The 21,914-nt window shown below is 63.5% G+C and carries 17 protein-coding genes; 13 read left to right on the forward strand and 4 right to left on the reverse strand.

The annotated features are described in order from the left end of the window. Positions 1–12: 12 nt before the first annotated feature. The 4 genes from AC3A6M_RS18385 to AC3A6M_RS18400 all read right to left on the reverse strand — a co-directional run bounded on the left by AC3A6M_RS18385 (position 13) and on the right by AC3A6M_RS18400 (position 4,892). Positions 13–732 (reverse strand): LiaI-LiaF-like domain-containing protein, encoded by a 720-nt coding sequence (locus AC3A6M_RS18385; RefSeq protein WP_487854166.1) that lies wholly within the window; start codon positions 730–732, stop codon positions 13–15. Next, a complete protein-coding gene (locus AC3A6M_RS18390; RefSeq protein ID WP_487854167.1) occupies positions 722–1,093 on the reverse strand; it encodes a LiaF transmembrane domain-containing protein in 372 nt (123 codons plus the stop codon). The genes AC3A6M_RS18385 and AC3A6M_RS18390 overlap by 11 nt, the downstream gene beginning before the upstream one ends. Positions 1,094–1,277: 184 nt before the next feature. Next, positions 1,278–1,454, reverse strand: coding sequence for a hypothetical protein (locus tag AC3A6M_RS18395; protein ID WP_487854168.1), 177 nt, complete (start codon positions 1,452–1,454; stop codon positions 1,278–1,280). 465 nt (positions 1,455–1,919) lie between these two features. Then, the gene (locus AC3A6M_RS18400) at positions 1,920–4,892 is read right to left on the reverse strand and encodes a TonB-dependent receptor (RefSeq protein WP_487854169.1); all 2,973 of its coding nucleotides are present in this window, start codon (positions 4,890–4,892) and stop codon (positions 1,920–1,922) included. A 227-nt stretch (positions 4,893–5,119) separates the two neighbouring features. Between AC3A6M_RS18400 and AC3A6M_RS18405 the strand changes: the two genes are divergently transcribed. The 13 genes from AC3A6M_RS18405 (at position 5,120) to AC3A6M_RS18465 (ending at position 21,873) form a co-directional block, all read left to right on the forward strand. Continuing rightward, positions 5,120–6,064, forward strand: a complete 945-nt coding sequence (locus tag AC3A6M_RS18405) for an N-acetylmuramoyl-L-alanine amidase-like domain-containing protein (RefSeq protein WP_487854170.1) — start codon at positions 5,120–5,122, stop codon at positions 6,062–6,064. A 463-nt stretch (positions 6,065–6,527) separates the two neighbouring features. Beyond that, positions 6,528–8,417, forward strand: a complete 1,890-nt coding sequence (locus AC3A6M_RS18410) for a polysaccharide biosynthesis protein (RefSeq protein WP_487854171.1) — start codon at positions 6,528–6,530, stop codon at positions 8,415–8,417. 27 nt (positions 8,418–8,444) lie between these two features. Then, on the forward strand, positions 8,445–9,773 hold the full coding sequence (locus AC3A6M_RS18415) for a nucleotide sugar dehydrogenase (RefSeq protein WP_487854172.1): 1,329 nt from the start codon (positions 8,445–8,447) through the stop codon (positions 9,771–9,773). Between the two features lie 11 nt (positions 9,774–9,784). Next, positions 9,785–10,846: a Gfo/Idh/MocA family protein gene (locus AC3A6M_RS18420; protein WP_487854173.1), complete on the forward strand. Its 1,062-nt coding sequence runs from the start codon at positions 9,785–9,787 to the stop codon at positions 10,844–10,846. A gap of 1 nt (position 10,847) precedes the next feature. After that, the gene (locus AC3A6M_RS18425; protein WP_487854174.1) at positions 10,848–11,450 is read left to right on the forward strand and encodes an acyltransferase; all 603 of its coding nucleotides are present in this window, start codon (positions 10,848–10,850) and stop codon (positions 11,448–11,450) included. Between the two features lie 7 nt (positions 11,451–11,457). Then, entirely contained in the window at positions 11,458–12,588 is a 1,131-nt protein-coding gene (locus AC3A6M_RS18430) for a DegT/DnrJ/EryC1/StrS family aminotransferase (protein ID WP_487854175.1), read from the forward strand. Next, positions 12,588–13,724: a glycosyltransferase family 4 protein gene (locus AC3A6M_RS18435; RefSeq protein ID WP_487854176.1), complete on the forward strand. Its 1,137-nt coding sequence runs from the start codon at positions 12,588–12,590 to the stop codon at positions 13,722–13,724. The genes AC3A6M_RS18430 and AC3A6M_RS18435 overlap by 1 nt, the downstream gene beginning before the upstream one ends. Continuing rightward, complete coding sequence (locus tag AC3A6M_RS18440) at positions 13,696–14,391, forward strand: hypothetical protein (RefSeq protein ID WP_487854177.1); 696 nt, start codon at positions 13,696–13,698, stop codon at positions 14,389–14,391. The genes AC3A6M_RS18435 and AC3A6M_RS18440 overlap by 29 nt, the downstream gene beginning before the upstream one ends. Beyond that, complete coding sequence (locus tag AC3A6M_RS18445) at positions 14,388–15,167, forward strand: hypothetical protein (RefSeq protein WP_487854178.1); 780 nt, start codon at positions 14,388–14,390, stop codon at positions 15,165–15,167. Before AC3A6M_RS18440 ends, AC3A6M_RS18445 begins: the two co-directional genes overlap by 4 nt. Positions 15,168–15,183: 16 nt before the next feature. Then, positions 15,184–16,293 carry a non-hydrolyzing UDP-N-acetylglucosamine 2-epimerase gene (wecB, locus tag AC3A6M_RS18450; protein WP_487854179.1) on the forward strand — a complete coding sequence of 370 codons (1,110 nt, stop codon included), beginning with the start codon at positions 15,184–15,186 and terminating at the stop codon, positions 16,291–16,293. 347 nt (positions 16,294–16,640) lie between these two features. Then, positions 16,641–17,759 (forward strand): right-handed parallel beta-helix repeat-containing protein, encoded by a 1,119-nt coding sequence (locus tag AC3A6M_RS18455; RefSeq protein WP_487854180.1) that lies wholly within the window; start codon positions 16,641–16,643, stop codon positions 17,757–17,759. 384 nt (positions 17,760–18,143) lie between these two features. Beyond that, entirely contained in the window at positions 18,144–19,262 is a 1,119-nt protein-coding gene (locus AC3A6M_RS18460; protein ID WP_487854181.1) for a right-handed parallel beta-helix repeat-containing protein, read from the forward strand. A gap of 499 nt (positions 19,263–19,761) precedes the next feature. After that, complete coding sequence (locus AC3A6M_RS18465; protein ID WP_487854182.1) at positions 19,762–21,873, forward strand: right-handed parallel beta-helix repeat-containing protein; 2,112 nt, start codon at positions 19,762–19,764, stop codon at positions 21,871–21,873. Positions 21,874–21,914: the final 41 nt, after the last annotated feature.

The raw sequence follows: 21,914 nt of genomic DNA on the forward strand, positions 1-21,914 counted from the left end.
CGCTGCGCGCCCTCAGTTGCGGACCTCGACTCCGCCCATGATGGCGTAGCCGGTGACCACCAGGCGCTTGCGGTTGTCGGGCGGGCGCGCCGTCTTTTCGGTGAAGCCGCCCATCACCGGCGTGCCGTTCAGGATCACGGTCCAGTCCGGCGGGACCTTGATCGTGATCCCGCCCCAGATCGCGAAGACATTGATCACGGCCTCGCTCGTGAGGGCCGCGTCGCGCAGGTCGAGCGCACAGCCGCCCATGATCGCGGTAATCTCGCCGCCGCGGAAATCGGGCGCGCTGATGCGGCGCTCGAAGCCGCCGAGGATGGCGGTAATGTCGACCAGGTTCTCGGCGCTCACCCCATCCTTGACCAGCGACGGACCGGCGCTGCGGCCGCGGCCGCCGCCGAGCGTGCGGTACAGGATCAATCCGCCCAGGCCGATCATCACCAGCGGCCAGAAGGTGCGCCAGCCGATGAACACGTAGCCGAGGCGGTTCAGGGTCATCGCCACGCCGATCGCGATCAGGACGATGCCGGTGATGCGCCCGCTGCGCGGTCCGTCGCTGCACAGGGCCACCAGGCCCGAGATGACGAAGGCCAGCGGCCAGAAGAAGATCACGTGGCGCAGGTAGATGATGTTCAGGTTATCGAGCAGGAACAGCACGCCGAAGGCCACCACCAGCAGGCCGATCACGACCTGGCTGCTGGCGTTGGTCCGTGCACGGGTGTTTTCATTGTCCATGGTGGTCCCCTTTGTGGTTGAAGCGGCGTTCGGCGATCGGGCGCAGCGCCATGCCGATGCCGCCGACGATGATGAACAGCGGCCAGCTGTTGAACCAGGTCAGGCCGAACAGGCCTTCGAACAGGGCGAACAGCCACAGGCCGATGAAGACGGTCCACAGGCCGTTGATGAACTCGCGTGCGCTCGGATAGCCGATGGTCTGGTTGATGCCGGCCACGACCAGCAGCAGCGGCGCATAGTGCCACAGGCGGTCGACCTCGTAGATATCGAGCTGGTCGAGCAGGAAGGCCACGCCGAGCCCGACCAGCAGCAGGCCCCACAAGACCTGGCGCCGCAGGTGATAGGATGCTTCGCTGTTCATAAATCCTCCTTGTTGGAATGACGACAAGATATACGAGGAGGCGCGCAGGGCGGAAGCGCTTTTCGGCGAATGGCGGCGATTGGCCGGTGAATGGCGCCGCGGTCGGCGAACTGCGGGGAACCGTGGACGTGAAAAAGCCCGCCGCGTTGCCGGGGCGGGCTTGCAGGTGCTGCTCAGGCCAGGCTCAGGGCGCCGGCGATGCCATGACCATGGTCGGCTGGCCCTTCTGCTGGTTGCGGTACTTGGCTTTGGCAATGGCCTGCTTGACCGCTTCGCGGGCGATGTTGGTCTTGCGGATTTCCGCGCGTTCCTTCTTGCCGCGATGCTGTGCGATGTGTTTGCTGCCGATTTTTGCGGTCATGGCGTTCTCCTGTGACGTTGGTTGATGCCGGAATCAGGAGCGGACGTCATGAGCGGGAACCGCCCATCCTGTCGTCGTCCGGCGAGTGCATCAGCATGCCCCAACCAAGCTGGCGCCGGATTTCCTCCGGTGTCGGCGGCGGTGCGCTTTCCTTCGTGCGGCGCTCGAGGTACTCGCGCACGAGGTGCTTTGGTGGATGGCTCGTCGTTGGCGTTGACATGGGCAACCTCCGCTTCCCAATGGGCGTGGAATCTGGTGCCGATCCTCGAGGCGACCGGCTGACCTGTCGAGATGGTTGGAGGCCTGCGCTTGATCGCTGGCGTACTCACTCAACGCCCCCATCTTATCGAAGGCTCCGGGCGCGCACCGTTAGGTGACGCACACTGCGCATGAAGCCTGCTCCTGCACGAAAAAAAGGGGAGCCGCAGCTCCCCTTCTTCATGCCAGCGGCATCGGGCCGGAACCTCAGAACTTGTACTTCAGGTTCAGGTAGTACTGGCGGCCGCTGACGTCCAGCTTCTGCTGTTCTTCCTCGCTGTAACGGTACTGCGCGCGGCGGACGTTGGTCAGGTTGGTCGCATCGAAGGTCAGGACCAGGTTCGGCGTCAGGTTGTAGCTGGCGTTGAAGGCCAGCGTGGTCACCGGCGCCGCCATGGTCGGGGCCGACGGCATCAGGATGCCGTTGATGTTCGACAGGCCCTGGCTGTTGGCGTTCGCGGCCGGCGCGGTGCTGGTGTTGACGTACTCGCTGCGGTAGTTCGCCACCAGGCGCGCCGACAGGCGGTCGTTCTCGAAATAGCCGCCCAGGTTGCCGGCCCACTCGGAAGCGCCGACCATCGGACGGCCGTCGTCGACCTTGGTCTTGGCGCGGCTCACATTGGAGGTGAAGCCGAAGCCGGTATTGCCGAACGGTTGCTCATACGAGATTTCGAGGCCGGCGATGCGTGCGCCCTGCTGCGACGAGGTCTGCACCTGGAAGGTCTTGACCTGCGAATCCTTCGGGTCGACCAGCTGGATGCTGTCGGTGCCGACGCCGGTCTTCGCATAGCCGTCGATCTTCGAGTAGAACACGTCGACCGCCACCAGCGAACGCTTGGCGAAGAACCACGACCACGAGGCATCCAGGTTCTTTGCCGTCATCGGCTTCAGGTTCGGGTTCGGGCCGGTGACCGTGCAGCCGTTGTCGCTGCAGGTGGGCGAACCGTAGCCGGCGCCGTACAGGTTGTAGTTCTGGCGGCCGATGGTCTTGCTGGCGCCGAAGCGGGCCAGCATGTCCTTGTTCAGCTCGTAGCGCAGGTTCAGGCTCGGCAGCACGTTGTTGAAGGTGCGGTCCGACTTCAGCTTGTAGTAGATGATGCCCGCCAGCGGGTTGAACTTGGTCGCCGGATTGGTCTGGTCGTCGAAGTAGGACACGGCCTCGCCGACGTCCGTGATCGCGTCCGGGAAGCCCGGGCACGGGATCGGCGGCTGGCCCGGCGCGGAACGCTGGCAGATGCCGACGCCGATCGGCATCGGGATGTTGGCGTTGACGCGGGTGCGGACATAGCGCAGGCCGACGTTGCCCGACCAGCGCTCGCCTTCCAGGTTGGCCATCAGGTAGGCCGCGGTCTGGCGCTCGCGCATGTCGAGTTCCGAAGAGATGCGGCGCTCCCACTGCGGCGTGGTCTCCTTGGTGTTGGCCTCGAAGTAGGCCTTCATGGTCTCCGGGCTCATGGTCCAGCTGGTGTTGTCCCAGCCGGCCGGGCCGCCGAGGCCGCTGCCGAAGTCGGACGGATACGGGATGAACGAAGTCACGCCCATCGTGCTGGTGTCGAGCGGGGTACGGAAGGCCGGGTAGCGGCGCGCGCTGTCGCGGTGGTGGTCCGAGTAGCGGGCGCCGGCTTCGAGCGACTGCACCCAGCCCTTCTCCACGCGGTACTCGGCGTCGATCTGGCCGCTGTGCTCCTTGTCGTTGGTGACGATGCCGGAGGCCGCGCGGCCGCTCAGCACGAAGCCGCTGCCGTCGGCGTTCCGGCCCGGCACGTTGGGGCCGGTGCCCAGCCACTGCACGTACGGCGCCTCGTCGACGGCGCCCAGGCGGTAGGACACGCCGGTGCCGTAGCGCGAATAGGTCAGGCCCTGGTCGAGGCCGGTCTTGCCGACGCCCTTGGTGGTCGACAGCAGGGTCTTGACGGTCAGGTCCTGGCTGACGCGGTACTTGGCGTCCAGGTCGAGGAAGGAGGAGGTGGCGCGTGCGCCGTCGCGGTAGGCGCCCTCGGTCTCGCCGATGTACTGCGGCGTGGTGCCGGGCGCATACACGATGTCGGCCGCCTTCAGCACTTTCAGCTGGTCGCCGTACATCGTGGTCTCGTTGACGATCACCGGGTTCTTGATCATCGCGTAGACGCGCTGGCCGTTCGAACTGGTCGGCGCGGCGCCGCCCTGCAGGCCGCCGCGGCCCAGCAGCATGCTGAACATGGCGCCCGCGTTCAGGCGGCCGTAGTTGTTCGCATTCATGCCGGAGTGGAAGCCGGTCATGGTCACGTCCAGGTCCTGGTTCGGCTTGAACTCGAGCGAGAACATGCCGCCCTTGCGGTCGCGCACGCCTTCGACGAACTCCATGCTCATCGAGCCCGGGATGCGGACGCCGTTCAGGTCGGCCGCCTTGTAGCCGGTGCCGGCCAGCGACTCGTCGGTAATGCCCTTCATGGTCGCGGTGTTGATCACATCCCAGCCGCTGCCGCCGCTGTAGGCGAAGCGCGAGACCGAATCGCGGCGCACGTAGCGCTTTTCGGCGAAGCCCTGGACGATCAGGCCGATCGTGCCGGCCTCGTTCTTCCAGTTGAACATCGCGTTCAGGTCCGGCGCGCTCTTGCCCGGCAGGTCGGCGTAGCTCATGCCGCCGCTGATCACGCCGCCGAAGCGCTCTTTCTGCGCCAGCGGCTTGCGGGTGGTGACGTTGATGGTGCCGGCCAGGCCGCCGTCGGCGATATTCGCCTGCGAGGTCTTGTACACCACCGCCTGGTTCAGCACCGAGGACGGCATCAGCGAGAGGCTGGTCGACCGGCTGCTCGAGGCCTGGTCGGCAACGTACCAGTCGCCCCCGGACACGGTATGGCCATTGAAAATGATGAGCGACATGTCGGGGTTGGTGCCGCGCATCGACACCTTTTCCGCCTCGTCGTAGTCGGTACGCACCGCCACGCCGGGCAGGCGCTGCAGCGAATCCGCCAGGTTCTTGTCCGGCATCTTGCCGACGTCTTCGGCGGTGATCACCTCGACGTTGGCGGCGGAGTCCCGCTTGACGGCCAGCGACTTTGCCATCGAGGCGCGGATACCGGTCACCTCGACCGTCTGCATGGTCGCGGCGCCGGCGGCATCCTGGGCCAGCGCGGGCATCGCTGCCAGGCCCAGCACAGCCATCGATACGGCGGTCGCGAGCGGCTTCTGTTTCAACATTCTCACTCTCCTGATTGGTTATCCGAGGACAGGTGTCTCCCTGCCGAGCGAGCAGTATTGTTCACGGAGAAACTTTTGGATAATGATTACTGTTACAGAAACCATAACCTCAAGGAATGTTCAGTCGCTGTCGAACACCGCCGGTTATACTCATCCATACAATTTTCATTTTGCAAACACGTCGCCGCCAAGGTAGCGTGAAGCTTTGCATCCGCCCCGGAGACCCCATGCGTTACGCCTGCCTTCTGCTTGCCGCCGCCCTCGCCGGCTGCGCCGCCCCGCCCGCTTCGCCGCCGCCCGCCGGGCCCCAGGCCGCGGCGCCGCTCGAGACCATCCTGCAGAAGCAGATCTACCAGATGAGCCCGGTCGAGGCGGGACGCTATGTGGCCTGGGTGCACCAGGCCGAACCGGACCTGCGCAAGCGCATCGCGGCGATCGGCCGCAAGAACATCGGCCAGCCCTACCGCCTGAACCTGCTCGGCGAATTTCCGTTTGAAGTACACGACGACCTGCCGATGTTCAGTCTCGATCACAGCGACTGCGTCGTGTTCGCGGAACACACCTATGCAATGGCGCTGTCGCAGTCGTGGGAAGAATTCTTCTGGATGCTGCAGCGGATCCGCTACCGCGACGGCGTGATCGGGGTCGCCACGCGCAACCACTACACCGAGATGGACTGGAACGTGGCCAACCGCTGGCTGGTCACCGACATCAGCGCCGAACTGGCCGGGCCGGCGGGGCCGTCGTATCGGATGACGGTCGACCGCGCACGCTTCCTGAAGACCCGCCATCACACCGAGCGCGCCATCCCGGTCGAGAGCAGCCGCCAGGCTTACGTGAGCAAGGACCAGGTGGCGGCCATCGCCGGCCAGCTGCGCGAAGGCGATTTCGTGAACGTGATCTCGACCCGCGACGGCGAGTACTGGGCCTCGCACGTCGGCCTGGTGGTGCTCGGCCCGGACGGCGAGCGCCATTTCCTGCATTCGTCCGAGCCGCAGGTGCGCGAAGAGACCTTCGAGTCCTTCATTGCGCGGGCGGCCGCGCGCGAGGAACGCAACCGCCAGGCCGGCAAGAACGGCCAGAAGCTGGCCGGCTTCAAGTTCCTGCGCCTGAACGACAACATCGTGGTGCCGCCGATGGCGCCGCAGCCGCGCCCCGGCGCCGGCGCCTGATCCCTTCCCCTCCCTCCGCGGGCCGCTCGATGCGGCCCGCCGTCATTTCGATTCCCGCTTTTCCGGTTGCCGACGCGATTTACGACGGCCGCGCACGCATTTATTTTTTTGTGCAAACAAGAATTAAATTAATTCAGGAAATTAATTTCCCATTTCCAAATAAACGGGGAAAGATTTAATTCCCTTATCGCGGTTGAGCATGGTCAAGCCCATCAATCTTAGCGAATCAGATAATAAACTTACTCAGCAATAAGCAATCTAAACAGCGACGTATTTTATTTCCATCCAAAATATTTCCGCCAACAAAAAAATAAAACACCGCGCACCCTGGCGATATCCCCGAGAAAAAGACAACCCGCAATCACGCAGCCTTTTCGAGATTATGCCCAAGCTAAATCCAGGCTTTGTCAGCCAGTTTTGCTCCAGGTTGGTATCCCTGCACCGCAGGACCAAGATCGCCCTGATGATCGTGGCTGACCTGGTCGCGCTGCCATTCTGCTTTCTTGTCGCAATGCTGCTGCGTGGCGGCGACCTGAAACTGGCTTCCCATTTCGGCCCCGCTTCCTATGTATTGGTCGCGGTGGTGACGATTGCCGCATTTTCCGTCTCCGATCTTTATCGCGCGGTGATCCGGTTTATTGATCAGCGTCTATTGAGCGTCACCGGACTGGCGCTGGCGGTCGCCATTTTATGCGCCTATGTCGTGATGTTCGCGATTAACGAGGAACGTTTCCCGCGCAGCGCATTGGCGATTTACTGGTTTATCGTCTTTTCTTATGTCGTCGCTTCCCGTGTAGGCATGCGCAATTTCCTGCGCAACCAGAATGCCAGGCAGCGCTGCGCCGCCGAAGTGGTCGCCATCTACGGCGCCGGCGAAGCCGGGGCCCGCCTGGCCCAGGCCATGCGCAACGGCGAAGAATACCGCCCGGTCTGCTTCTTCGACGACAAGCACGTCCTCAGCGAACGCAATGTCGCCGGCCTGCGGGTCTTCCATACCGACCGCCTGGCCGAGATCGTGGAGGCGATGTCGATCCGCTCGATCGTGCTGGCCCTGCCGTCCGTGTCCCCGGAGCGCCTGCGCGACATCATGCAGCGCCTGGCCCAGGCCGGCGTCAGCACCAAGATCCTGAGCCGGCTGGTCGATCTCGCCGACGACAAGGCGACGCCGCGCGAAACCATCCGCGAACTGAAGTTCGAAGACCTGCTCGGCCGGCCGCCGGTGCCGCCGCGCGTCGACCTGTTCGCCCGCTGCGTGCGCGGCAAGACCGTGCTCGTCACGGGCGCCGGCGGCTCCATCGGCAGCGAGCTGTGCCGCCAGATCGTCACCGTGGCGCCGAGCCGGCTGCACCTGCTCGACCACTCCGAGTTCGCCCTGTACACGATTCGCCAGGAACTGGGCACGCGCTTCCCCGACATCCCCATCGAGGCTCACCTTGGCTCGGTATGCAACGCCGACCTGGTCGAGCGCATCCTGCGCGACGGCCAGGTCGACACGATCTACCACGCCGCCGCCTACAAGCACGTGCCGCTGGTCGAAACCAACATCGTCGAAGGCCTGCGCAACAACGTGGTCGGCGCCCAGGTGATCGCGTCCCAGGCCGCCAAGCACCGGGTCGCGACCTGCGTCCTGATCTCCAGCGACAAGGCGGTGCGCCCGACCAACATCATGGGCGCCAGCAAGCGCATCGCCGAGCTGATCTTCCAGGCCGCGGCGGTCCGGCATGGCGCGCACACGACCTTCTGCATGGTCCGCTTCGGCAACGTGCTGGGCTCATCCGGCTCGGTGATCCCCCTGTTCCAGCGCCAGATCGCGCGCGGCGGCCCGCTGACCATCACCCATCCCGAGGTATCGCGCTACTTCATGCTGATTCCCGAGGCCGCGCAGCTGGTGATCCAGGCCGGCGCCATGGCCAAGGGCGGCGACGTGTTCGTGCTCGACATGGGCGAACCGGTGCGCATCGTCGACCTGGCGCGCACCATGATCGCCCTGCACGGCCTGACCGAGAAGAGCGCCCAGAACCCGGGCGGCGACATCGAGGTCCGCTATGTCGGCCTGTTCCCTGGCGAGAAGCTGCACGAGGAACTGCTGACCGACGGCGTCGTCTTCCCCAGCGACCACCCGCGCATCATGCGCATGAAGGAAAACGCCTTGCACCCCAGCGTGCTCGAGACCTTCATCACCTGCCTGATGATGGCCTGCGAGACCCACGAGCGCGCCATGATCGAGTCGATGGTCAAGGCCATCGTCACCGAATACACCCCGCAACTGGCGCCGGCCGCACCGGTGCCCACCCCGGTGCCGGAAGCGCCGCGGCTGGGCCTGATCAGGAAATTCGTGCCGTTCCGTATTTAACTTCAACCCCGTTTGGCGAGGACACTCATGCGTGATGAAAGCAAACCGGCATATCTCGAACAGCTGACCGAACGCTTGAACAAGCGCACGGCCGTGATCGGCATCATCGGCCTCGGCTACGTTGGCCTGCCGCTGACACTGCGTTATTCCGAGGCCGGCTTCCGCGTCCTTGGCATCGACATCGACGGCGCCAAGATCGAACGCCTGAACCGCGGGGAAAGCTACATCAACCATATCAAGTCTGCCGACATCGCACGAGCCCGCGAACGCGGTTTCGAAGCCACCAGCGATTTCACCCGCGCCGGCGAGCCGGATGCCCTCATCATCTGCGTGCCGACCCCGCTGAACGCCTACCGCGAGCCGGACCTGTCCTTCGTGCTCGACACCGCCGACGCCCTGCTTCCCTTCATGCGCCCCGGCCAGGTGCTGTCGCTGGAAAGCACCACCTACCCCGGCACCACCGACGAGGAACTCAAGCCGCGCCTGGAGTCGCGCGGCTTCGTGGTCGGGGAAGACGCCTTCCTCGTGTTCTCCCCGGAGCGCGAAGACCCGGGCAATCCCGACTTCCATACCCGCACCATTCCGAAGGTCTGCGGCGGCGTCACCCCGGCCTGTCTGGAAGCTGGCCTCGCCCTCTACGGCCCGGCGATCGACAAGGTGGTGGCGGTCAGCTCGACCCGTGCCGCCGAGCTGACCAAGCTACTGGAGAACATCCACCGCGCCGTCAACATCGGCCTGGTCAACGAGATGAAGATCATCGCCGACCGCATGGACATCGACATCCACGAGGTGATCCGGGCGGCCGCCACCAAGCCCTTCGGGTTCACGCCCTACTACCCGGGTCCCGGCCTCGGCGGGCACTGCATCCCGATCGACCCCTTCTACCTGACCTGGAAGGCGCGCGAGTACGGCCTGCACACCCGCTTCATCGAACTGGCCGGCGAAATCAACAGCGACATGCCGCACTGGGTGGTCGGCAAGGTGACCGACGCCCTGAACCTGCGCGGCAAGTCGGTGATGGGCAGCCGCGTGCTGGTGCTGGGCATCGCCTACAAGAAGGACGTCGAGGACATGCGCGAGTCGCCCTCGGTCGAGCTGATGGAGATCCTGCGCCACAAGGGCGCCATGGTCGACTACTCGGATCCGCACGTGCCGGTCTTCCCGCGCATGCGCGAGCACTATTTCGACCTGCGCAGCGTGGAACTGAACCCGCAGACCATCGCCTCCTACGACGTGGTGCTGCTGGCCACCGCCCACAGCGCCTTCGACTATGAGCTGATCCGCCAGTACGCCGCCCTGGTGGTCGACACCCGCGGCGTCTATCTCAACCCGCTGCCGAACGTCGTGAAAGCCTGAGGACCGCCATCATGCGCCACTATCCCGCCCCCATCCAGGACCGCAAGATCCGCTTCGCGCTGGTCGGCTGCGGCCGCATCGCCAACAACCACTTCGACGCCCTTCGCCAGCACCAGGAGCGTGCCCAGCTCGTCGGCGTCTGCGACGTCGACCCGCGCGCCCTCGACCGCGCGGTCGGGCTGACCGGGGCCGAGGGCTATGCCAGCCTGGACGAGATGCTGGGCCGCGCCGACGCCGACATCGTCGTGGTCACCACGCCGTCCGGCCTGCATCCCGAGCAATCCATCCAGATCGCGCGAAGCGGCCGCCACGTGATGACGGAAAAGCCGATGGCCACGCGCTGGGAGGACGGCAAGCGCATGGTGGCCGCGGCCGATGCCGCCGGGGTGCGCCTGTTCGTGGTCAAGCAGAACCGCCGCAACGCCACCCTGCAGCTGCTCAAGCGCGCCGTCGACAAGAAGCGCTTCGGCCGCATCTACATGGTCAACCTGAACGTGTTCTGGACCCGGCCGCCCGAGTACTACAACAGCGCCAGATGGCGCGGCACCTGGGAATTCGACGGCGGCGCCTTCATGAACCAGGCCAGCCACTACGTCGACCTGATCGACTGGATCGTCGGCCCGGTCGAAAGCCTGCAGGCCTATACCGCCACCCTGGCGCGCGACATCGAGGTCGAGGACACCGGCGTGCTCAGCCTGCGCTGGCGCAACGGCGCGCTGGGCTCGATGAACGTCACCATGCTCACCTATCCGCGCAACATGGAAGGCTCGATCACGGTGCTGGGCGAACACGGCACGGTGCGCATCGGCGGCGTGGCGGTGAACGAGATCCAGCAATGGGAATTCGCCACGCCCGACCCGGACGACGACAAGGTGCGCGACGCCAGCTACGAGACGACCTCGGTCTACGGCTTCGGCCATCCGCTGTACTACGACAACGTGATCAAGGTCCTGCGCGGCGAGGCCGAGCCGGAAACCGACGGACGCGAGGGGCTGAAATCGCTGGAAGTCCTGATCGCCGCCTACAAGTCCGCGCGCGACGGCCAGCGCGTCGCCCTGCCGCTGGAATACTGACATGGGCGCCACCATCCATTCCAGCGCGATCGTCGATGACGGCGCCGTGCTCGGCGACGGCACTCGTGTCTGGCACTTCACCCACGTCTGCGCCGGGGCGCGCATCGGCGCCGGCTGCTCCCTGGGCCAGAACGTGTTCGTCGGCGACGACGTCGTCATCGGGAATAACGTCAAGATCCAGAACAACGTGTCGGTCTACGACGCCGTGACGCTGGAGGACGACGTGTTCTGCGGCCCGAGCATGGTGTTCACCAACGTCTACAACCCGCGTTCCGCGGTGACGCGCAAGCACGAATACCGGCGCACGCTGGTACGGCGCGGCGCCACCATTGGCGCCAACGCCACCATCGTGTGCGGGGTGACGGTCGGCGAACATGCCTTCGTCGGCGCCGGCGCGGTGGTCAAGCGCGACGTGCCGGCCTTCGCGCTGGTGGCCGGCGTGCCGGCGCGCCAGATCGGCTGGATCAGCCGTTTCGGCGAACGCCTGCCGCTGTCCCTGAGCGGCAACGGCGAGGCGCGCTGCACCCACACCGGCGACATCTACATACTGCGGGACGGCGTGTGCCTGCTGGCGCGCCGGACTTTCTCCGAACCGACCGAGTGAAGCGAACATGGAATTCATCGACCTCAAATCGCAATACCAGCAATCCCGTGAACTGATCAACGGGCGCATCCAGGCCGTGCTCGACCACGGCCAGTACATCATGGGGCCGGAGGTGGCGGAGCTCGAAGCGCGGCTCGCGGAGACCAGCGGTGCGCGCCATTGCGTCACGGTGTCGTCCGGCACCGAGGCGCTGCTGATCGCCCTGATGGCGCTCGGCATCGGCCCCGGCGACGAAGTCATCACCACGCCTTTCTCCTTCATCGCGACGGCCGAGGCCATCGTGCTGGCCGGCGCCAGGCCGGTGTTCGTCGACATCGATCCGGTGACCTGCAATATCGACCCGGCGCTGATCGAGGCCCGCATCACGCCCCGCACCCGCGCGATCATGCCGGTCTCGCTGTACGGCCAGCCGGCCGACATGGAGCGCATCAACCAGGTCGCACAGCGCCACGCCCTGCCGGTCATCGAAGACGCGGCCCAGAGCTTCGGCGCCACCGCCCATGGCAGGAAGAGCTGCAACCTGTCGACCATCGGCTGCACCAGCTTCTTCCCGAGCAAGCCGCTGGGCTGCTATGGCGATGGCGGGGCGCTGTTCACCAGCGACGATGCGCTGGCGGCGGCGGCGCGCGAAATCCGCGTGCACGGCCAGTCGCAGCGCTATGTGCATACCCGGATCGGCGTCGGCGGCCGCATGGACACCCTGCAATGCGCGGTCGTGCTGGCCAAGCTCGAAACGTTCGAACGGGAAGTCGCGCTGCGCGCCGAAGCCGCGGCCCGCTACAACGCGCTGCTGTCCGGCCGGGTCGGCCTGGTCGGCCTCCTGCCGGGGCACAGCAGCGTGTACGCGCAATACACGGTCGTGGTCGAGGAACGCGAGCGCATCCGCGCAGCCTTGCACGCGGCCGGGATTCCGACAGCGGTCCATTACCCGGTGCCGATCCACCGCCAGCCTGCCTATGCCTCGCTGGGCGCACCGGATGCCTGCCCGGTCGCCGTCGAGATGGCCGGCAAGGTGCTGAGCCTGCCAATGGGTCCTTACCTGTCCGCCGCCGATGCGCACCAGGTCGCGTCGACCTTGCTGCAATCGGTCGACGCGACACGGAGCTGCCGCGCGCAGGCCGAGGAACTACTGGGGTAATGGCTGTGACCAGAATTGCTCATCTCACCTCGGCCCATCCCCGCAACGATACCCGCATTTTCATCAAGCAGTGCCGGACCCTGGCCGCGCACGGCTATGAAGTCATACTGGTCGTGGCGGACGGCAAGGGAGACGACTGCAGGGACGGGGTGGCGGTCGCCGATGTGGGTCACCTGCCCGGGCGGTTCAAGCGCATCTTCACGACCACGCGCCGCGTCGCCGACAAGGCGGTGGCACTGGACGCCGATATCTATCACCTGCATGATCCCGAGCTGATTCCCACGGGCCTGAGGCTCAAGCGGCTCGGCAAGAAGGTGATCTTCGATTCGCACGAGGATGTGCCGCGGCAGCTGCTGGGCAAACCCTATCTCGGTCCGGTGTCGCGCAGGATCCTGTCGCGGACTTTTTCGATGTTCGAACGGTATGCCTGCGCGCGCTTCGACGGCATCGTCGCGGCGACTCCTTTTATCCGGGATAACTTCCTCAAGATCCATCCGCATACCGTCGACGTCAACAATTTCCCGATGATCGGTGAGCTCGACAGCGCGGCGCCGTGGGAACACAAACTGTCCGAAGTCTGCTATGTGGGCGGGATCGGCAGCATCCGCGGCATCCGCGAGCTGGTCCAGGCGGGCGAATTCCTCCAGTCGGCGGCGCGCCTGAACCTGGTCGGCACCTTCTCGGAGCCCGTAGTCGAAGCGGAAGCGAAGGCAGGGCCCGGATGGCGCCGGGTGAACGCCTGCGGCTTCCTCGACCGCGATGGCGTGCGCGAGGTGCTGAAACGTTCGCTGGCGGGCGTCGTGACCTTCCATCCGCTGCCGAACCATGTGGATTCCCTTCCAACGAAAATGTTCGAGTACATGTCGTCCGGCATTCCGGTGATTGCCTCGGATTTTCCACTGTGGCGCGAGATCATCGAAGGCAATCGCTGCGGCCTGTGCGTTGATCCGCTCGATTCCCGGGCGATCGCGGCTGCGATAGATTACCTCGTCACCCATCCGGACGCCGCGAAAGCCATGGGTGAAAACGGCCGCAGGGCCGTGCTCGAGAAATACAACTGGACCGTGCAGGCACGCAGGCTGACCGATTTCTACGGAGCGATTTCCCATGCCGAGCAAATTGTCGCAACTGCTTAATCTGGCCATCGATATCGGCAGGCTCCCGGTCGCCCATCTCGAATTTCGCCTGGACTTGAATCCCGACGAGGTTCGGCGCATGCACGCCCACTTCACCAGGCGCCATCCCAAACTCAAGATCGTCCAGAACAAATCCTTCGGCGCGGCACTGGTCGACCTGAAGCGCTACGGCAGCCGCGACCAGTACCTGGACAGTATCAAAGGCCGCAACTCGGGCGAACACCATGCCAGGAAAGCCCGCTCGCGCGGCTATGTCGTGGCCGAGATCGACAGGAACGATTTTGTCGACGAACTCCACGAGATCAACATTTCGCTCGATGCGCGCCAGGGCAGGCCGATGGACGCCGCATACCGGGAAAAGGTCACCCACTATTCCCCGGAAAGGAATTACAAGTATTACGGCGTGTTGAATCCGGATGGAAAACTGATGGCGTACAGCAACCTGGGCTTTTACGGCAATTTCGCCGCTTTCGACCGCCTGCTGGGCCTGCGCAACAACGACGGTGTGATGCACCTGATGGTCACCGAAATCGTCGGCCAGTTGATCGAAAGCCGGGCGTACGCCTATCTCATGTATGACACTTATTTCGGGGCCAGCCCTGGACTGCAGGCATTCAAGAAGATGCTTGGTTTTGAACCCTACCGCGCAAAATATTCACTCCAATGATCGGCTTACTCAGGCGACTCTACAGCGACTACGGGATGCCATCCCGCTTGTGCCTGCACGAGAAATTGATCCGTGCTGCGCTGGACGCTGGCTTCACCCAGACCTCGGTCCGGGAGTATTTCGACTCCATGCGTCATGGGCATGCTGTGCATCCCAAGGTCATCGTGCACAGGCATGACATCGACACCGATCTGCGAACGACGAGAAAATTGTTCGAGATCGAAAAGAAATATGGGATCAAGGCCAGCTACTATTTCAGGCTCTCCACGCTTGACTTCGGTCTCATGCGTGAAATCGAAGCCTATGGCAGCGAAGCCAGTTATCACTATGAGGAACTGGCCTCTTTTGCCAAGAGAAACAAGATAAAAGATCCCGCCCTGGTGCGAAATCGCCTCCCCGAGATCCGCGAGGCATTCCGCAAGAATTTCCACTGGCTCGAGCAGCAGCTCGGCACGAAGTTCAGGACCGTGGCTGGCCATGGCGATTTCGCGAACCGCCGGCTCAAACTGAACAACACCGAAATCCTCGCGGACCGCCAGTTGCGCGAGGACTGCGGCATCGAATGCGAAGCCTACGACCGCGACCTGCTCGACCATTTCGACATGTACATCGCCGACCGACCGCCCCCACAATACTACTGGCCGACTTCGCCCTTGAACGTGATCGGGATACACCACCGGATTTGCCTGGTAACCCATCCGAGACAGGTCGAAACGAACTGGAAGGAAAACACGAAGGACAATCTTTTCCGGTTTTATGAAGCCGTGACCTGGTAAAACAAGGAACCCGTCCATGAATCCCAAAAAAATCGTCACGGTAATCGGCGCTCGACCGCAATTCATCAAAGCCAGCGTGGTATCGGCATTGCTTGCCGAATCCGAAGGGCTGCATGAGGTCATGGTGCATACGGGCCAGCATTTCGACGCGAACATGTCGGACGTCTTCTTTGCGGAACTCGGCTTGCAGGCGCCTGCTTACCAGTGCGCCATCCACGGCGGCAATCATGGCGACATGACGGGACGGATGCTGATCGGGATCGAAAAGATCCTGTTGTCGGAAAAGCCGGATGCGGTCATGGTCTATGGCGATACCAACTCCACGCTCGCCGGCTCCCTGGCGGCAATCAAGTTGCACATCCCGGTCGCGCACGTCGAAGCGGGTCTGCGCTCCTTCAATATGAAATCGCCGGAGGAAGTCAACCGCATGTTGACTGACCGTGTATCGCGCTGGCTGTTCACTCCCAGCGAGGAAGCGGGCGCACATCTCCTGCGCGAGGGGGCCGCGCCGGACAGGATTCATCCGGTGGGCGACGTCATGGTCGATGTGGCGCTGCGCCATGGCGAGCGGGTCGGCCCCGGCGGCGGCGTGCTGGGCATGCTGCGCGAACGCCATGGCATCCAGCCCGGCGCCTACTGCCTGGCCACGATCCACCGCGCGGAGAACACCGACGATCCCGCCCGCCTGGCGACGATCGTCGATGCCCTTTCGCGCTTTTCGAGGGATATCCAGGTGGTGCTCCCCTTGCACCCGCGCACGCGCGCGATGCTGGCGCAGCAAGGCAGGCTCGATGCCCTGGAAAAGGCCGTGGTGCTGGTCGAGCCATTGGGCTATCTGGCGATGGTACAGCTGGAAAAGTACGCCGCCGTCATTGCCACCGACTCGGGCGGCGTCCAGAAAGAAGCCTTCTTCCATCGGGTCCCCTGCGTCACCTTGCGGGACGAGACGGAGTGGGTCGAACTGGTCAAGGCAGGATGGAACCGCCTGGCGCCGCCCATCGATGTGAGCGCCGTACTGCAGTCTCTTCGTGCGAGTCTGAACAGCATTGGAGCGGAGATTTCTCCTTATGGTGCAGGAGATGCCGCGGCAAACATCGTCAAGCGCCTTTCAGCCGACCTCAACTGATTTTTCCGCTTCCAGTAAAACCCGAATCGGTGCATCCACGCCGCTCCGGTCCCTCCTCCATCGAGTTGACGGCATGGCTCCTGCGCCAGTCATCGATTCCTTGCGCACCTCGAAAACACCACGCATTCCTGGAACGGTATGGGTGTTTCTTGATTCCTTAACCGGACACATCCTTCGGCATTATCTTAAAAGGCTGCAAATATTCCAGCAGATAGCAGACATGCCGGTCATGCCGATCGAAGCCTTACAGTTTTGCCATGCGTAAAATTTTTTCCCAAAAACACTGAACTTCGGAAATTTCCTCGGGTCATAAGTTGCTCCTTAGTTTGAATTTTGTGAGCTTCTTCATGTCCTTCCACAATTCCAAGTTCCTGCTGTCCGCTGTCATCCCTGCTATCCTGAGCGTCTGCGCCGCAAGCCCGGCGTCGGCTGCGACTGGCAACCTGTATGTCTCGCCGACCGGCAAAGACACCAACCCGGGCACCCAGACCGCACCGCTGCTGACCATTGCCCGCGCCGATGCGCTGGCCACCGCCGGCTACACCATCCACGTGGCTCCGGGCACCTACAAAGTGTCGGCGCCTTCGCTCGGCAGCATCGGTATCAGGACCATCCGCAGCGGCACCGCGACCGCCCGCATCCGCTTCGTCTCCGACGTCAAGTGGGGCGCCAAGATCGTCGTGTCCGGTACCGGCATCACCTGGAACTCGAAGGGCAGCTACGTCGACATCGACGGCTTCGACATCAGCGGCAGCGGTCGCCATGGCATCCTGGCCGACGGCAACCACCTGACCATCACCAATAACAACATCCACGACCTGACCATCAGCGGCGGCTGCAACGGCAGCGGCGGCGCGGCGATCGATACCAACGGCGGCTCGGGCGGCGTCCTGATCGATGCCAACCGGATCCGCAACATCGGCTACGCGATGATCGGCAGCTGCAACACCGTGCAGGGTATCTACATCGCCAACCCGAACAACGTCGTGACCAACAACATCGTATCGGGCGTGGCCGCAGTGGCGATCCAGCAATGGCACGGTGCGACGGCCTCGACCATCGTCAACAACACCATCTTCCACAGCAAGGAAGGCATCCTGATCGGCCAGGGCGACGCCGGCACCTTGCCGGGTGGCTCGGCCAACAACTACGTCGCCAACAACATCGTGTACGACAACACGGCCTACGGCATCATCGAGGCCGGCGTGGTGGGCACCAACAACCGCTACGTCAACAACCTGGTTTACAAGAGCGGCACCAATGTGAAGATGGTGAAGGGTGCGGTCAGCGGCACCATCGTCGCCGATCCGAAGTTCGTCAGCTACCTCACCAACGGCAGCGGCGATTACCACCTGCAGAGCACCTCGCCGGCCATCGGCAAGGGTTTGACCACCTACCCACTGACCACCGACGTCGACGGCGCATCCCGTATCGGTCTGCCGCGCAGCGTCGGCGCCTACAAGTAATCCAAAGCGTTTTCCCTTCGATGCGACGCTGCGCCGTACGGACAGCATCGCCATCACAGCAAGCCAGGCCGGGCGCATTGCCCGGCTCTCCTCCGGCCCAGCCCGGCCTGGCGAGCTTCTTCCCTCCCTCATCCCTTGCTTGGCTCGACCAGCGGCATTCCGCTTCGTCAGCCCGCCCTTCCGTTCAATTAAGATGCATTTCTCGAATTCACTAAATAGTGCATGTTTGAAATGTTGTTCTTTTTAGTATTGGCGTTGGTAATCTTTGTTTTTAAAGCGGACCATGCAATAACAATTTTGCCACACGAAAATTTTTCCGCAAAAACACTGAACTTTGGAAATTTCCTCCGGTCATAAGTTACTCCTTCGTTTGTGAGTACCTACATGTCCTTCCGCAATTCCAAGTTCCTGCTGTCCGCTGTCATCCCCGCTATCCTGAGCGTCTGCACCGCAAGCCCGGCGTCGGCTGCGACCGGCAACCTGTATGTTTCGCCGACCGGCAAAGACACCAACCCGGGCACCCAGACCGCACCTCTGCTGACCATTGCCCGCGCCGATGCGCTGGCCAGCCCCGGCTACACCATCCACGTGGCTCCGGGCACCTACAAAGTGTCGGCGCCTTCGCTCGGCAGCATCGGTATCAGGACCATCCGCAGCGGCACCGCGACCGCCCGCATCCGCTTCGTCTCCGACGTCAAGTGGGGCGCCAAGATCGTCGTGTCCGGTACCGGCATCACCTGGAACTCGAAGGGCAGCTACGTCGACATCGACGGCTTCGACATCAGCGGCAGCGGCCGCCATGGCATCCTGGCCGACGGCAACCACCTGACCATCACCAATAACAACATCCACGACCTGACCATCAGCGGCGGCTGCAACGGCAGCGGCGGCGCGGCGATCGATACCAACGGCGGCTCGGGCGGCGTCCTGATCAATGCCAACCGGATCCGCAACATCGGCTACGCGATGATCGGCAGCTGCAACACCGTGCAGGGTATCTACATCGCCAACCCGAACAACGTCGTGACCAACAACATCGTATCGGGCGTGGCCGCAGTGGCGATCCAGCAATGGCACGGCGCGACGGCATCGACCATCGTCAACAACACCGTCTTCCACAGCAAGGAAGGCATCCTGATCGGCCAGGGCGACGCCGGCACCTTGCCGGGCGGTTCGGCCAACAACTACGTCGCCAACAACATCGTGTACGACAACACGGCCTACGGCATCATCGAGGCCGGCGTGGTGGGCACCAACAACCGCTACGTCAACAACGTCGTCTACAAGAGCGGCACCAATGTGAAGATGGTGAAGGGTGCGGTCAGCGGCACCATCGTCGCCGATCCGAAGTTTGTCAGCTACCTCACCAACGGCAGCGGCGATTACCACCTGCAGAGCACCTCGCCGGCCATCGGCAAGGGTTCGACCACCTACCCGCTGACCACCGATGTCGACGGCGCATCCCGTGTCGGCCTGCCGCGCAGCATCGGCGCCTACAAGTAATCCAAAACGTTTTCCCTTCGATGCGATGCTGCGCCGTACCGGCAGCATCGCCATCACAGCAAGCCAGGCCGGGCGCATTGCCCCGGTTCCCCTCCATGCCGGTCCGGCCTGGCGAGCTTCTTTCCTCCCCCCGTATTTCCCCAGCCCTCTACCCGATCAGCTACCGATCGGCGTTTCTTTGCGCCCGAATTTTCAATTAAGAATTATTTCCATGACTTACTTCTCGTGAGTCGTTGGACATAATTGTTGAGAGAAAATGCATTTTAGTTTCATAAGCGCAACGAATTGCCCGGATATTTTCCGATGAAAAATTTTTTTCGAAAAATTCGTGAACTTAAGCAATTTCCTCTAGTCATAAGTAACTCATCAGTTTGAGGAATTGATTTTGAAGACTACGAAAACGCTCGCACCACAAACCCGTTTCTTACTTTCTAGCATTATTCCTGCATTCCTGGCCGCCTGGGCCGTGGGCCCAGCCGCAGCCGCGACGACGAAAGACTTGTACGTCGCGCCGAACGGCAAGGATACGAATCCCGGCACCCAGACCGCTCCCCTGCTGACCATCGCGCGCGCCGATGCGCTGGCCGGCCCCGGCTACACCATCCACGTGGCCCCGGGCACCTATAAAGTGTCGGCCCCCTCGCTCGGCAGCGTCGGCATCCGGACCAGCCACAGCGGCACCGCTTCCGCACGCATCAAGTTCGTCTCCACCGTCAAGGGCGGCGCCAAGATCGTCGTGTCCGGTACCGGCATCACCTGGAACTCGAAGGGCAGCTACGTCGACATCGACGGCTTCGACATCAGCGGCAGCGGCCGCCACGGCATCCTGGCCGATGGCACCAACCTGACCATCACCAACAACAACATTCATGACCTGACCATCAGCGGCGGCTGCAACGGCAGCGGCGGCGCGGCGATCGATACCAACGGCGGCGCCGGCGGCGTTGTGATCAATGGCAATATCATCCGCAACATCGGCTACGCGATGATCGGCCGCTGCAACACCGTGCAGGGCATCTACATCGCCAACCCGAACAACGTCGTGACCAACAACATCGTATCGGGCGTGGCCGCAGTGGCGATCCAGCAATGGCACGGCGCGACGGCCTCGACCATCGTCAACAACACCGTCTTCCACAGCAAGGAAGGCATCCTGATCGGCCAGGGCGACGCCGGCACCTTGCCGGGCGGTTCGGCCAACAACTACGTCGCCAACAACATCGTGTACGACAACACGGCCTACGGCATCATCGAAGCCGGCGTGGTCGGCACCAACAACCGCTACGTCAACAACCTCGTCTACTCGAGTGGCACCAATGTGAAGATGGTGAAGGGCGCGGTCAGCGGCACCATTACGGCCGATCCGAAGTTCGTCAAGTACGTGGCCAACGGCAGCGGCGACTACCACCTGCAGAGCACCTCGCCGGCCATCGGCAAGGGCACCACGGCCTACGCCCTGGCGGCCGACATCGACGGCGTGTCGCGCCTGGGCGGCAAGATCGATCTTGGCGCCTACCAGGCCTCGAGCGGGACCTCTGCCCCGGCCCCCACGCCGCCGGCACCGACTCCGGAGCCCACCGAGCCCGCCGGCCGCCAGCTCTACGTGGCGACGAACGGCTCCGACGCCAACCCGGGCACGGAAGCGCAACCGTTCGCGACGATCGCGCGCGCCGATGCCGTCGCGGTGGCGGGCGATACCGTCAACGTGGCGCAGGGCACCTACAATGTGTCCGCACCGGGCGACACCGCGGCCGGCATCGTGACTGCGAAGAGCGGCACGGCCACGGCCCGCATCAAATTCGTCTCGCAGGTGAAGTGGGGCGCGAAGATCGTCGTCAGCGGTTCCGGCACGGCCTGGAATTCGAAAGGCAACTATGTCGATATCTCCGGCTTCGACATCACCGGCAGCGGCCGGATCGGCCTGTTCGCCAGCGGCGCCTACACGTCCATCAAGAACAATGCCGTCCACGACCTGTCCATCAGCGGCGGCTGCAACGGCAAGGTCGGCGCCGCCATCCAGGTCGATGGCAGCGTGGGCCAGGCCGACGTCTCGGCCAACGTCGTCCGCAACATCGGCGTGTCGATGCTCGGTTCGTGCAATTCGATCCAGGGCATCTACATTGCGAGCACCGGTACGATCGTCCGCAACAACATCGTCTCGGGCGTCGCGGCGGTCGGCATCCAGCAGTGGCAGGATGCGACGAATTCGACGATCGTGAACAACACCGTCTTCCATTCGAAGATCGGCGTCCTGATCGGCGATGGCGACGCAGGTGCGCTGGCACGCGGTTCGGAAAATAACGTTGTTGCCAACAACCTTATCTACGACAACATCACCTACGGCATCGTCGAAGGGGGCACCGTCGGCAGCAACAACCGTTACGTCAACAACCTCGTGTATGCGAGCGGAACGCCGGTACGCGCGGCAGGCAAGGTCTCCGGCACCATGACTGCCAACCCGCAGTTCAAGAGCTACAAGGCGGACGGCTCCGGCGATTATCATCTCCTGAGCACTTCGCCGGCCCTCAACAAGGGGGCCGCACCGTATGCGCCGCCGACCGATTTCGATGGCAGCGTCCGCGACGCGACCCCGAATATCGGTGCCTACTGATCATTGATCTGTTAGGGTAAGGCAGCGGGGACCGCGTGCCG

Source organism: Telluria sp. Soil_C_11 (assembly GCF_057657395.1).